Origin of the sequence: Galactobacter sp. (genome assembly GCF_022712295.1) — a bacterium.
Classification (GTDB): domain Bacteria; phylum Actinomycetota; class Actinomycetes; order Actinomycetales; family Micrococcaceae; genus Galactobacter.
Genome location: NZ_JALAGT010000152.1, coordinates 1 through 13,405, shown reverse-complemented (window position 1 = coordinate 13,405; position 13,405 = coordinate 1). Strand labels below are relative to the sequence as shown.

13 protein-coding genes are annotated in these 13,405 nt (G+C 67.3%); 8 read left to right on the top strand and 5 right to left on the bottom strand.

Annotation, left to right across the window (positions count from 1 at the left end; translation table 11 throughout):
- The first annotated feature begins 51 nt into the window (after window positions 1-51).
- Entirely contained in the window at window positions 52-1,530 is a 1,479-nt protein-coding gene (locus tag Q0A15_RS11045; protein ID WP_291279581.1) for an aldehyde dehydrogenase family protein, read from the top strand.
- An 88-nt stretch (window positions 1,531-1,618) separates the two neighbouring features.
- Here the strand turns inward: Q0A15_RS11045 and Q0A15_RS11040 are convergent, their stop codons facing one another.
- The 3 genes from Q0A15_RS11040 to Q0A15_RS11030 form a co-directional block, all read right to left on the bottom strand.
- Window positions 1,619-2,140 (bottom strand): hypothetical protein, encoded by a 522-nt coding sequence (locus Q0A15_RS11040; protein ID WP_291279580.1) that lies wholly within the window; start codon window positions 2,138-2,140, stop codon window positions 1,619-1,621.
- Window positions 2,137-2,484, bottom strand: coding sequence for a cupin domain-containing protein (locus Q0A15_RS11035; RefSeq protein WP_291279579.1), 348 nt, complete (start codon window positions 2,482-2,484; stop codon window positions 2,137-2,139). Before Q0A15_RS11035 ends, Q0A15_RS11040 begins: the two co-directional genes overlap by 4 nt.
- 193 nt (window positions 2,485-2,677) lie before the next feature.
- Complete coding sequence (locus Q0A15_RS11030; protein WP_291279578.1) at window positions 2,678-4,366, bottom strand: amidohydrolase; 1,689 nt, start codon at window positions 4,364-4,366, stop codon at window positions 2,678-2,680.
- 156 nt (window positions 4,367-4,522) lie between these two features.
- Between Q0A15_RS11030 and Q0A15_RS11025 the strand changes: the two genes are divergently transcribed.
- Entirely contained in the window at window positions 4,523-5,647 is a 1,125-nt protein-coding gene (locus tag Q0A15_RS11025) for a tyramine oxidase subunit B (protein WP_291279577.1), read from the top strand.
- 46 nt (window positions 5,648-5,693) lie between these two features.
- Window positions 5,694-6,863, top strand: a complete 1,170-nt coding sequence (solA, locus tag Q0A15_RS11020) for an N-methyl-L-tryptophan oxidase (RefSeq protein ID WP_291279576.1) — start codon at window positions 5,694-5,696, stop codon at window positions 6,861-6,863.
- A gap of 2 nt (window positions 6,864-6,865) precedes the next feature.
- Here solA and Q0A15_RS11015 read toward each other — a convergent pair whose 3' ends face one another.
- Window positions 6,866-7,390 (bottom strand): YdeI/OmpD-associated family protein, encoded by a 525-nt coding sequence (locus tag Q0A15_RS11015; protein WP_291279575.1) that lies wholly within the window; start codon window positions 7,388-7,390, stop codon window positions 6,866-6,868.
- A gap of 33 nt (window positions 7,391-7,423) precedes the next feature.
- Complete coding sequence (locus Q0A15_RS11010) at window positions 7,424-8,290, bottom strand: hypothetical protein (protein ID WP_291279574.1); 867 nt, start codon at window positions 8,288-8,290, stop codon at window positions 7,424-7,426.
- A 313-nt stretch (window positions 8,291-8,603) separates the two neighbouring features.
- On the opposite strand from Q0A15_RS11010, the gene Q0A15_RS11005 reads away from it, so the two are divergent.
- The 5 genes from Q0A15_RS11005 to Q0A15_RS10985 form a co-directional block, all read left to right on the top strand.
- The gene (locus Q0A15_RS11005) at window positions 8,604-10,079 is read left to right on the top strand and encodes an LLM class flavin-dependent oxidoreductase (RefSeq protein ID WP_291279573.1); all 1,476 of its coding nucleotides are present in this window, start codon (window positions 8,604-8,606) and stop codon (window positions 10,077-10,079) included.
- Between the two features lie 55 nt (window positions 10,080-10,134).
- On the top strand, window positions 10,135-10,695 hold the full coding sequence (locus tag Q0A15_RS11000) for a flavin reductase family protein (protein WP_291279572.1): 561 nt from the start codon (window positions 10,135-10,137) through the stop codon (window positions 10,693-10,695).
- 3 nt (window positions 10,696-10,698) lie between these two features.
- Window positions 10,699-11,130 carry an ester cyclase gene (locus Q0A15_RS10995; protein WP_291279571.1) on the top strand — a complete coding sequence of 144 codons (432 nt, stop codon included), beginning with the start codon at window positions 10,699-10,701 and terminating at the stop codon, window positions 11,128-11,130.
- Complete coding sequence (locus tag Q0A15_RS10990) at window positions 11,127-11,906, top strand: aldolase/citrate lyase family protein (RefSeq protein WP_291279570.1); 780 nt, start codon at window positions 11,127-11,129, stop codon at window positions 11,904-11,906. Before Q0A15_RS10995 ends, Q0A15_RS10990 begins: the two co-directional genes overlap by 4 nt.
- A 72-nt stretch (window positions 11,907-11,978) precedes the next feature.
- On the top strand, window positions 11,979-13,405 hold a 1,427-nt coding region (locus Q0A15_RS10985), incomplete at its 3' end, for an aldehyde dehydrogenase family protein (RefSeq protein ID WP_291279569.1).

The window sequence follows — 13,405 nt, the reverse complement described above, 5'->3', positions numbered from 1 at the left end:
GGGGCGCTGACGGAATGTCTGGGCAGCGTCCGCATTCCACAAGGAGCAACCATGACCGACTGGCACGCAGCAGCAGCCGCACTGACCATCGACGGCCGAGCCGTGGTGGACGGCGTCCGCAAGGACGCCTCCGACGGCTCGGTGAGCAGGGACATCAACCCCGCAACCGGTGAGACCACCGCGGAGGTCGCCTCGCTCTCCGCCGCCGACGTCGACGCGGCCGTGGTCTCGGCCCGGACCGCGTTCGACGATGGCCGCTGGTCCCGTACGGACGCGGATCACCGCAAGTCCGTGCTGCTGAAGCTGGCGGACCTCATCGACGAGCACACCGAGGAATTCGCCCTACTGGATTCCTTGGACATGGGTAAGCCGGTGGGGGAGTCCTCCACCGTGGATGCACCGGGTTCGGCCGCGACGTTCCGCTTCTATGCGGAGGCCATCGACAAGCTGGTGGACGAGGTCCCCTCCACTCCGCAGGGGTCCACCGCACTGGTGACGCGCGAGGCGTTGGGCGTCGTCGCCGCGATCACACCATGGAACTACCCGTTGGAGATTGCTGCGTGGAAGTTGGCGCCTGCGCTGGCCCTGGGCAATTCCGTGGTCCACAAGCCGGCCTCGGCCTCCCCGCTCTCCGCCCTGCGGCTGGGCGAGCTGGCACTTGAGGCAGGTCTTCCGGCCGGTGTGCTCAATGTGGTGCCCGGGCGTGGTGGCCTGGTCGGTGAGACCCTGGGCCTGCACAACGCCGTGGATGCGCTGGCCTTCACCGGTTCCACGTCGGTGGCCAAGACCCTGTTGGGCTATTCGGGAGCCTCCAACATGAAGCGCCTGAGCCTCGAGGCCGGTGGTAAGAGTGCCAACGTGGTCTTCGCCGACACCGAGGACCTGGATGCTGCCGCCAAGGCAGCAGCCTTCGGCGCCTTCTACAACCAGGGTGAGGTCTGCTCCGCGAACTCGCGCCTGCTCGTCGAGGCGAGTATCCGCGACGAGTTCGTGGCGCTCGTGGCCAAGCACGCCGAGGCCTTCGCCCCCGGGGATCCGCTGGATGCCGCCTCCGGCGCCGGTTCCCTGGTCTCGGCCGCGCACGCGGACGACGTGTGGGCTGCGGTCGGCTCCGCAAGGGCCGACGGGCGCATCGTGGCCGGTGGCGAGCGCGTCACCATCACAGGTTCGGATGCCTACGTGGTGCCGACCATCGCCGTGGACCTGCCCAACGAGCACCCACTGCACTTCAACGAGGTGTTCGGCCCGCTGCTGTCGGTGCAGACCTTCACCACCGAGGAGGAGGCCATCGGCCTGGCGAACTCCACGGACTACGGTCTGGCTGCGTCGCTGTGGACCGGGTCCGTCTCCCGTGCCCATCGAGTGGCCGGGCGTCTGGTGGCAGGCACGGTGTCCGTGAACACCGTGGACGCTCTGGGCCTGACGACGCCGTTCGGTGGTTTCAAGCAGTCCGGGTTCGGCCGCGACCTCTCGCTGCACGCATTCGACAACTACTCGGATCTGAAGACCACCTGGATCCAGTTCGGCTGAGCCTGCCGTTGTCCGGACCGGGTTTTCGTGAGGAGCGCTCCGTACCGGAGCAGTTCTCGCGAAAGCCCGGTCCGCCGGCGCGTTGCTCTCAGCCTGCGCGGAGGTGAGCCAGGAGCAACCCCACCGGGACGCTGATGAGCAGGACCACCACCGCAGCGATGAGCAGCCACCGCTGCAGTGACGTCAGAGCGTGGACGATCTCGCGGGGCGGTCTGCGGAGGAGTCCCACGAGCACAGCCACGAGGCAGCCCCACAACAGGACCCCGCCGGCGTCCACGAGGTAGGGCGCTCGGAGAAGAGTGCCGCAGACCACGGCCGCGTTGCCGAGATTCCACCCCGCCAGCATCCACCATCCGGTGGGCGTGGCAGGTCCGCGGTGGGTGAGCCGTCCCATGAGGTATTGCGGCACTCCGCAGACCAGGACCAGGTAGGCCGCGGCCCAGCTGCCCTTCGTCAGGGACAGTGGACCCGTGACCGCCGCGACCGCGCCGCCGAGCAGTACGAACGCGGCGCCCAGTGTCTGCCAGGTGAGTGCTTGTGCCGACGCCGTGCGTCGGGGGTGGAGCTGTTCCGGTACCGCCATCGAAGCGCCCGAGCCGGGGGTCGTCATGAACGTGGCCGTGCGACGGTGAGCAGGACGGCTGCGTCCTCCAACGCCAGAAGGCTATGGCGCTGTTGCGGGACCACGATGTGGTCGTCGGCTCCCAGTTCCCAGGTGTCCTCTCCGGCGATCAGGCGGACCCGTCCGCGCAACACATGGAGCAGCGCCTCACCGGGGTTCTCGTGTTCGGAGAGCTCGCGGCCGTCCTTCAGCACCAGCAGCACTTGACTCATCACGCCGCCGGGGACGGCGCGAAAGACGTGGGTGGCTCGCCCGCTGTGGGCCTGGGTTGCGGTGTTCACCAACTGGTCCACGAGGGAGCCGATGTTGACGCTGCTTGTCTGTTGAGTCATGCCTTGTCCCTCGATTCCGATGCGGTGCGCCCGACGGGTGGCACCCATAGGCTCAGAATACGCGCATCTCAGAGTCGAGTTATCGGACTGTGGCGAACGTCGTCAGGTCGTGCGGACCGGGCTTTCGTGAGACTTGCGCCGGTACGGAGCGCTCCTCACGAAAGCCTGGTCCCGAGCCTCGGCTGTGGGGCGGTCAGCCTCGGCGATATACCGCGTCGCCGCCTACGTACGTCGCGGCGACGCCCAACGAACCGACGCCCGGACCGCCAGGAGCGGCAGCGGACTCCAGCGACGCATCAAGCACCACGAGATCCGCGTCCATACCCACGCGCAGTGCTCCGGTGGAGGTCTCCAGTCGGTTGGCGTAGGCGGCTCCGGTCATGAACGTTTCCAGCGCTGTCCCGAGGCCAAGCGCCTGGTCGGGTTCCAGAGGCTGCGCCAGGACCCCTTCCCCGATGGCATGAACGTCCTGGGCCGGGGCCGTGCGATGTACGGCGGTGTGGATCGCCAGCAGCGGGTCGGGTGCGGACACCGGCCAGTCGCTGCCCGCAGCAAGCCGGGCGCCCGCAGCATGCAACGCGCCGAAGGGGAAGTGAGAAGCTTCCCGAGCGGGGCCCAACAGTGGCAGTTTGCGGGTCACGATCTCCTCGTCGCGCCTGGCCCAGAGCATCTGCAGGTTCGCGATGACGCCAAGGGACGCGAACCGAGGCACGTCTGCGGGGTCCACCACGTCCAGGTGGGCAATCTGGTGCCGCAAGGCCGTAGGCCCATTCGCAGCGCGCGCAGCCTCCACCGCGTCCAGGCACTCTCGCACGGCGCGGTCTCCCACGGCATGGAAGTGGATGTCGAAACCGTGCCGCTCCAGCTCCACGGTCGCCGCAGCGAGCAGGGACGGTTCGATGAAGGACGGCCCCGTCCCGGCCGGAGCGCCGGCCCCGCAGTAGGGCGAGAGCATGGCGGCGGTGAGGTTCTCCACCATCCCGTCCTGCATCACCTTCACCACGTTGGCGCTGATCCCAGGCAGGGTGCGCACCGACTCGCGCCGGGCCACCAGATCGGGGATCTGTTCTAGCCCGCGGGTCCTGTCCCACCAGAGACCCTGGACCACTCGGCCGGTCAGTTCGCCTGCAACAGCCAGCCGCGCGTAGGCGCCCTGCGGATCCGGTCCCAGGTCGGAGTCGCCCACCATGGCGTCCTGCCATGCGGTGATCCCGACCGAGTGCAGCTTGGCCTGGGCGGCGCGCAGCGCCGCGACGAGACGATCCTCGTCCACCTCAGGCACCAATGCGGCGATCAGCCGCATGGCGCCGTCGAGCAGGACGCCGGTCGGTGCGCCGGTCGGGTCCCGGACGATCACGCCGTCCGACGGGTCCGGGGTATCTCGCGAGATCCCGGCAGCCGTGAGCGCGGCGGTGTTCACCCACGTCGAATGACCGTCGTGCCCGGTGAGGACCACGGGGCGGTCCGGTACCACGGAGTCCAGGAGGGCCGCGGTGGGGGAGGACCCGGGGAACACGTCGGAGTACCAGCCCACGCCGGTCAGCACCAGTGCGGAGGAAGCGGCGGCGCCGGCCGCGATCAGGTCCAGGTATCCGTCGAGGCTGTGCACGGGGGAGAGGTCGATGCCCAACAGCGCCAGGCCGGCCGTCCCAGGATGGACGTGGGCGTCCTGGAATCCTGGCAGGAGGCTGCGACCGCCCAGGTCGAGAGTCTCGGTGCCCGACGGCGCGTCGAGAGTTCCGCCGTGGGCTCCCGTACCGGTCGCCGCGATGGCCGCGATGCGGCCGTCCACAACCAGGAGGTCGCCGTGGCGGGTCAACGGGGTGCCGTCCGGCTGGGCACCCAGATGCAGCGAAGCATGGCGGAAGAGAGTCGAGGTCATGCGGCCACGGTATCGGTCCGGACCATCGCGATGGCCGTGTCCCTGCAATCTGTAACATCTGGTCAATAGATGCAAAACAACATCCAACCCTATTTGAACTGATGCACCCTTGAGCGGCAAAGTTAGCCCGAACACAATCTTTGAGAGGACACCCTCGTGAGCGCGCTTTCCTTCCGTTTCTTGGATGAAGAAGCCATGATCGCCGCAGGCGTCGAGAACATGGACCGTTGCGTCGATGTCATGGAGGAAACCTTCCGCCTGATGGGCCAGGGCGACTACATCATGACCGGTTCCAACGGTCACTCCCACGGTGCCGAGATCGACTTCCCGGATGAGTCACCCATCCCCGGCATGCCACTGAACACGGGCGACGACCGCCGCTTCACGGCCATGCCCGCCTACCTTGGTGGCCGCTTCGGCACCACGGCGGTGAAGTGGTACGGATCCAACACGGCCAACCGCGACAAGGGCCTTCCGCGCTCCATCCACGTGATCATCGTGTCTGACACCGACACCGGAGCGCCCCTGGGCATCATGTCCGGCAACCTGGTCTCGGCCATGCGTACCGGTGCGGTGTCCGGTCTGGGCGCTCGCTACCTGGCCGCCCCCGATGCCAAGGTCCTGGGGCTGGTGGGCCCCGGCGTCATGGCGAAGACCGCCGTGCGGGCCTTCATGTCCGCCCGCCCTTCGATCTCCACCATCCAGGTCAAAGGCCGTGGCCAGTCCACCCTGGACTCCTTCAAGGATTTCGTTGCGGCCGAGTTCCCTCAGGTCACTGTGGAGGTGAAGGACACCGAGGAGGCAGCCGTCCGCGGAGCAGACATCGTCACCTACACCAACACCGGTTCCACCGGCCGTGAGAAGTACCCCATGATCCGCCGTGAGTGGGTCAAGCCCGGCGCGTTCATCGCCCTGCCGTCGGCCTCCAGCCTCGACGAGGGACTGGAGCGGTCCGACGTGCGAAAGGTCGTGGAGTGCGGCCTCATGTACGAGCTCTGGGAGACCGAGGTCCCTCGCCCCTGGTATGACCACCTCAACCTCATCGGCATGCGCTTCCAGGAAATGCTGGACGAGGGCACCATGACGCCCGAGGAACGCGTGGAACTCGGCGACATCGTTGCTGACAAGGCCCCCGGCTACGAGGCGGGTGTCATCAGCGTGCTGGCCATCGGCGGTATCCCGGTCGAGGACGTCGCCTGGGCCACCGACGTGCTTCGCCAGGCGGAGGACAAGGGGCTCGGGATCGAGCTGCCCCTCTGGGGCGCCCCACCCATGGCCTGAGACCCGTCCCAGCATCAGCACCATCGAAGCAGCAGGAGAAACGAAGATGAGTCAGACCCATACCGATGTGGTCGTCGTCGGCCTGGGAACCATGGGCTCCATGGCCGCCTGGCAACTGGCCGAGCGCGGGGTGTCCGTGGTCGGGGTCGAGGCGCGGGGCCGGGTGCACTCGCAGGGCTCCTTCACGGGCGAATCCCGGCTCTTCCGGGTGGCCGCGAAGGAGGGCGTGCGGTACGTGCCTGCCCTCGTCGAGGCCCGCAAGATGTGGCTGGAACTCGGGGAACGAGTGGGGAAGGACCTGTTGCTTCCGGTCGGCGCGCTGAGCGTCGGAGCCGCTGATCGGCCCGAGATGATCGCGACGCTGAAAGCGATCCAGGACTTCGGACTGGATCACGAGGTCTTCACCGCCGACGAGCTGCGGGAGCGCTACCCCCAATTCCATGTGGAAGACACCGACCAGGGCATCCTGGACCTGGGCGGAGGAGGCCTGCGCCCCGAGCTGACGGTCGCATCCGGGTTGGCGCTCGCAGAGGAGGCCGGGGCGGACCTGCGCTTCCATACGCCTGTGCTCTCCATCGAGACGGTGGACGACGGAGTCGTGGTGCACACCGAGTCCGACTCGATCCACGCCTCCCACGTGGTCGTCGCAGCCGGCTCATGGGCCGCACGGCTGAACCCGGAACTGGGTCGCGTGGTGCAGGCTCAGCCGTTCCTGCTGACCTGGTTCATCCCACGCCATCTGGAACAGTTCACTCCGGACGTGTTGCCCGTGTTCATGCGGGATCTGACCACCGAGGATCTGGGGGAGATCCATATCTTCGGTGCTCCGAGCCTGGACGGCTACGCGTTGAAGGTCTGCCCGGCGGCTCCCGTGGAGGAGTTGCGCGGAGACGTGGAGACCCTGCCGACCTTGCTGACGCCGGAACAGCTGACCTGGCTGGGAGAGCGGGCTGTTCGTGTGTTCCCCGACCTGCTGCCGGAGCCGGTGCATCACAGCCTGCACCACGACGGAGTCACACCGGACTCCATCCCCGTGCTGGACCGCTCCGAGGATGGTCGGGTCATCACCCTGGCCGGATTCTCCGGGAACGGGTTCAAGTTCGCGCCCCTGTGGGGACGCGTGGCCGCAGAACTGGCCCTGGATGGGAACAGCGAGTTCTGGCGACAGGAGTACTCGCTGGCCGCCGCTCTGGAACGCGAGGAAGCGCGAGGCTGAGGTCAGGCCTCCGGTAGCTTCGCACTCCGGGCCACCTCAGGGTCGGTGCAGGAGGAGAGGTCGAAGCAGCACGGGCGACGCTTCCCGTGCCGCAGCTTGTCCACGCTGACCCCGACGCGTTTGGCGCGGGTGGCCTCGCTACGCGTTGCTTGCACCCAACGCACCCATTCCCAACGTGCCATGGGGGTCAGGGACACCCAGGTCTCCTCCAGATCGGGTGCGGCATCCAGCGCGGAGCGCAGGTCATCCGGGATCGTGACTTCAGGCCACGTCTTGGTGGGTTCCAAGTCGACCGAGACCTCGGTCCCGGGCTCCCATGAGCTGTCGATGCCGAGCGCGTCCAGATTCAGCCAGTGCCCGCGCCGCCCATCCGGCTCCACCACGGTGGTCGCTTGACTCCCGTCCACAGTCACGGTCGCGGCGACCTGGCCACGGGAGGCAAGCGCGAGACTTGCTTCCTGGGGGAGGCGGAGCAGGTGTCGAATGCCCAGCACCTCCACCGTGCCGGTGAACGATATGGGGGTCATGGTGCCTCCTGCTGGTGCTGGCCGGGCTGGAACTCAGGCGGGGACCGACCGGCCACGACGCGACGAGGCCGGCGCATAGGCCTCCCGCAGTGCCCTGTCCACGAGGCCGCCGCGGACGCGGGATCCGGTGAAGGTACGGAAGATCGACACCCACTGGTCGGCCACGATGGCCATTCCGGGGATGGCTCGGACGTCGGCTTCGCGCGCCAGACGGACCACGGGGGTGGAATGTGGGCCCAAGGCCAGGTCGATGACCGCGTTGGCGTCCACGACGGCCTCGGCAGGCAGCGAGAACTCCTGGGCCAGTGGGCCCATGTCTCCGAGTGGGGTTGCGTTGATCAGGACGTGCGTGTCGCGAGGGACCATTGGTGCCCACCTGAATCCGTGAAGTGCTGCCATCAGCCGGCCTGCGTGTTCGTTGCGTCCGGTAATGGTGACGTCCTGATTCCCGTGTAGGCGTAGCGCTGCGCACACTGCGGAGGCGGGGGCCCCCGCGCCGTGGACCAGGACGGAGTCACTCGGGCGGACGCGTGCGCGCTTGAGTGCAGCGGCCACCGCCGAGACCACGGTGTTCACGGCCAAGGTGCTGCCGTCGGCGGCGATGAGCATGGCGTTCGCTGCCCCCGCCTCAACGGCGGAGAAGTCCGTGTCGTCCGCAAGCGTCATGGCCTGGCGTTCCAGGTGTTTGCCCACGATCACGCCACCCGCGCCGTGGGTGCGGGCGTAGTGGAGGGCCGCTTCGAGGTCCAGCGTCGGCAGGGCGTGGAACACGGCTTGGGTGCGCAGTGTCCGGACCAGATGGTTGTAGAAATCAAGAGCGGGAGCGTACGGTCGCGCGCCGACGGAGAAGTACGGCGTAGCGGGGGTGGGGGCGTGGGGCGTACGAGGCACGCGAGGCATACGGCATCGACCAGTTTCTGCGTTCCCGCACTGGAACGCACTGCATGAAAAACGGGGTGGGAATGAGGCCCGCTCGGACGGCCTCACACGATCAATGAGACTCCGCGGAGGAGTCTCGGGTCAAGCATTTTGCAGCACGTCTCGTCAGGTCTTCGTCACACCTGGATCGTTGGGTCTGCGATGACTCGGACGTCATCAGAAATTGCCTCTTGACGGCATGACCTCCGTCACCTCAGACTTTTCTTGTGCGTTCAAAGAATGAACGCCATGCTCACCTAGTGAACACGATGACAAAGTGACAGGAGGAGTTGCCATGACCAAGCAGATGAAGGTCCTCGCCTTCGATTTCAACGGGCCGGCCCATCTCTCCGCGGGACTCTGGCGCTCCGACCGTGACCGCGGCGAGGACTACACCGACCTGCGTACGTGGGTGGACTACGCCAAGGTGCTGGAGGACGCCTGCTTCGACGGAATGTTCTTCGCGGACAACGACGGCTATCACGAGAAGTACAACGGATCAGTCGATGCTGCCATGCGGGACGCGGCCCAGTTCCCGGCCAACGACCCCTCCTACCTGATCCCGGCCATGGCGGCCGCGACCAAACACCTGGGCTTCGGCGTCACCACCTCCACGGCCTACACCCCGCCCTACACGGTGGCCCGCAAGTTCACCACGCTTGATCACCTCACCAACGGCCGCATCGGCTGGAACGTGGTCACCTCCTACTCCGACTCGGCCGCACGGAACCTGGGCAACGGCACCCAGCTCGATCACGACCTGCGCTACGACCGCGCCGAGGAGTTCATCGACGTGACCCTGAAGCTCTGGGAGGGCTCCTGGGAAGACGGCGCCGTGGTCCGGGACAAGGACAACTGCACCTACGTGGACCCCACCAAGGTGCACAACATCAACCACCACGGCGAGCACTTCACCGTCCCCGGCCTCTTCTACTGTGAGCCGTCCGTGCAACGCACCCCGGTCATCTTCCAGGCAGGCGGCTCCCCCAAGGGGGTGGCGCTCGCCGCCAAGACCGCCGAGGCCGTCTTCATGAACTCGCTGACCAAGCCGGCCCTGAGGAAGCAGGTGGATTCACTGCGTGCCAAGGCGATGGAATTCGGCCGGAACCCTGACCACATTGCCACGCTACAGATGATCACGGTGATCTCTGCGGCCACCGACGAGGAGGCGCAGGCCAAGTACAACGAGTACCTGGGTCTCGTGGACTACAACGGCGCCATGGCCCGCTACTCCGGGTGGACCGGCATGGACATGGCCCAATTCGACCCGGATCAGCCCTTCGCGGACGTCAAGACGAACGCGGGCCAGACCATGGTGGATGTCTTCACCAAGCAGGACCCCACCCGGAAGTGGACGCCGCGCGACATCGCCGAGCAGAACGGCTTGGGCGGCACTTCCCCGGTCATCGTGGGCGGTCCGGAGACCGTGGCTGCCGAACTCATCTCCTGGATGGAGGAGACCGGCGTCAGCGGCTTCAACGTGGCCCACGCCGCCAAGTTCGCCGATGTCGAGGACTTTGCCCGCTTCGTGGTCCCCGAATTGCAGAAGCGTGGCGCCATGCGCACCAGCTACGAGGGTTCCACCCTGCGGGAGAACCTCTTCGGTGCAGGGAACCAACAGCTTTTCGCCGACCACCCTGGGGCCGCCTACCACCGCGACGGACTGCCCGACGGCGGGGCCTCGGGCTCCGCTGTCACGGCGGCGTCCGCCGTGGTGACCACCGGCGCGGGCCCGGTGGTGGCGACCAAGCCCGCGCCCGCGCGGGCCTGAGACAGACCGTCGGGCATTCACCCACCCAACACACGCACTTAAGGAGGACACCCTCATGAGCATCATCATCACCGAGCCGGATCCCATTGACCCGGCCGTGCAGCGCCAGGTTTTCGGCGCCCTGCCCACCGGCGTCACCGCCATCACCGGGCTCACTGAGGAAGGCACCCCCCGAGGATTCGTCGTGGGCACCTTCCAGTCCCTCTCCCTGGACCCGCCGCTGGTGACTTTCTGCGTGGACAAGGGTTCTTCAACGTGGCCCACCCTGCGGTCGCTCGGCCGGTTCACTGCCAACATCCTCTCCACCGAGCAGCTTCCCGTTTGCCGCTCCCTGTCCCGCAAGGGGGACGAGAAGTTCAAGGACGTGGCCTACACCGAGTCCACCATCGGCACGCCCCGTATCAATGGGGCGGCGGCCTGGGCTGACTGCGAGGTTCTCTCCGAGGTCGTGGCCGGGGACCACTACATGATCGTGGGCGCCATCGTGAACCTCGAGGCCGGATCGGGGGAGGCCCTGCTCTTCCGCGGCGGCAAATTCGGGGACTTCAACCTCTGGCCCGCACCGGTCCCTGCCCCCACCGCGCAGCCCGCAGCAGCCACCACCGGAAAGGCCTGACTCATGAGCGTCAACCTGGACACCATCACGCAGGCCTGGACCAAGGCCTGGCACGACGGCGACACCGCCGCGTTCGAGTCCGTGATCTCACCCGACTACGTGCGCCACTCCAAGACAGGAACCGAATCCATCGAGGACGTCCGCCGCCAGATCAAGGAGCAGCACGCAGCCTTCTCCGACTTCACCATGAACGTCCTGGACGTCGTCGAGGGCGAGAACGACGCCGCCATCCGCTGGCGCAGCACCGGCGTCCACACCGGCGAGTATATGGGTGTGCCACCCACCGGCCGCACCGTTTCGGTGGTGGGCGCCTCGTTCGTGAAGTTCGAGGACGGCTTGGTGGTGTCCGAGGCCGTGATCTGGGATCCCCGTGAGATGCTCTCGGCCGTAGGGATCTGGCACTTGGGCCACGACACGCGTAAGGCCAACGCATGAGCGCGGTCGAGGACTTCGTTTCCCGGATCCGTGCGCGTGAGCGCATCGTGGGGTACTGGCTGTGCCAGGACTCGCCCATGATGGCAGAGCGGTTGGCTCGCGGCGGTTACGACTACCTGTGCGTTGACCAGCAGCACGGGCTCCTGGGGGCCAGGGATGTCATGAACAACCTGCTGGCCATCGACGCAGGCGGCGTCATGGGCCCGCGGCCCACCGTCGGCATCGTGCGGGTCGGCGCCAATGACTTCCGCACCATCGGGCAGGTGTTGGACGCAGGCGCGGCCGGTGTCATCGTGCCGATGGTGGAATCCGCCGAGGATGCCGAACGCGTGGTGGAGGCCGTGCGGTACCCACCTCAGGGCCGTCGGTCCTACGGTCCGGTGCGCGCAGAATTGCGCCGCTCCGAGTCCCTCGCCGTGAACAACGAGACCACCTTCGTGGCCGTCATGATCGAAACCTCGGCCGGTCTGGACCATGTCGAGGAGATCGCGGCCGTCGAGGGAATCGACGCCCTGTACGTGGGGCCCTGGGACCTGACGGTGTCCCTCTCCGGCGGCCGCCTGGGTGAACCCGATGCCGAGGCCATGCGTGACGCCGCCTTCGTGACGATCATCGAGGCGGCCCACGCCGCAGGCAAGGCCGTCGGCGTGCATTCCGACGACGGCGCGATGGCCGCTGAGCGCCTTGCGCTCGGCTTCGACTTCGCCTCCATCGAGGGAGACGTCATCCACCTGGAACAGATCGCCCAAGAACACCTGGACCAGGCCAGAGCCTGAGCGTCCTCGACCCCACACTCATCCGACGACCCGCTAGCTAACCTCCGAAAGCCCTGAAAAGGAAACGAATCCATGACCAACGTCCCCAGCACCGTGTCCGTCCTGCGCCCGTCCGCCGTCGCCGAATCGGTGGAGTCGGTGCTGCCGGCACTTCCTCCGCTGCAGCACTACATCGGTGGCGCCTTCACCGCGTCCACCGGCGGGCAGTCTCTGGGCCTGGTGGATCCGTCCACCGGTTCCGAGTTCGCGCAGGTGCCGCAGGGTTCCGCGGCGGACGTCGATGCGGCCGTCGCGGCCGCATCCGGTGCGCGGCGTGCCTGGGGGCGGACCACCCCAGGGGACCGTTCCGCAGCCTTGTTGAAGATCGCTGATCTGGTGGAGGCCAACGCGGAGGTGCTGAAGGCGCTGGAGTCCTTGGACACCGGCAAGCCGCTGGCTACGTCCGACGACGATGTGGCCGGTGCCGCCGATTGCTTCCGTTTCTCCGCCGGTGCGGCACGTGCATACACAGAGTTGGGTTCAGGCGAGTACTACCCCGGGCACACCTCCGTGGTGGTGCGTGAACCCATCGGCGTGATCGGCGCAGTGGTCCCCTGGAACTACCCGCTGCTGATGGCGGTGTGGAAGGTGGCCCCGATCCTGGCCGCGGGCAACACCCTGGTGATCAAGCCGTCCGAGCAGACCCCGCTGTCGCTGCTGAAGCTGGCGCAGCTCATCGACGAGGCCGACCTCCTCCCCGCGGGCGTGCTCAACGTGGTCCTGGGTGAGGGCCCGGTGGTGGGTGATCGGTTGGCCACACATGCTGAGGTGGACATGGTGGCGTTGACAGGTTCCGTGCGGGCCGGGTCCTCCGTGGCCGAATCGGCTTCGGCCAGCCTGAAACGGGTGTACTTGGAGTTGGGTGGCAAGGCACCCATGGTGATCCTGGCCGACGCGGACCTGCCCGAGGCAGCCGAACTGATCCGAACCGCCGGGTACTACAACTCCGGCCAGGAGTGCGGTGCCGGTACCCGCGTGCTGGTGCACGAGTCGGTCGCGGAGGAGTTCACCCAACTGCTGAAGGCCCAGGTCCAGACCTACGTGGTGGGCGATCACCGTGCTTCCGAGTCCGTGGAATTGGGGCCGCTCATCACCGAGGCCCAGTTCGAACGCGTCAAGGCCTTCGTGCGGCGCGCCATCGACGACGGTGCGATTCCCGTGATCGGTGGCCAGGCGGCCGCGGGCGAGGGGTTCTTCTACGAGCCCACCATCCTCACCAACGTGGCGCCGGATTCCGCGGCCGCGCATGAGGAGATCTTCGGTCCCGTGGTCACAATCGAGACGTTCGAGACCACCGAGGAGGCCATCGAGCGGGCCAACGACGTCAAGTACGGGCTGGCCGCCTCCGTGTGGACCTCCACCGCGAAGGCCGCCATGGAACTGCCGTTGCAGCTGGACTTCGGCACCGTGTGGGTCAACACCCACCTGGTGCTGGCCAACGAGGTCCCATGGGGCGGGTT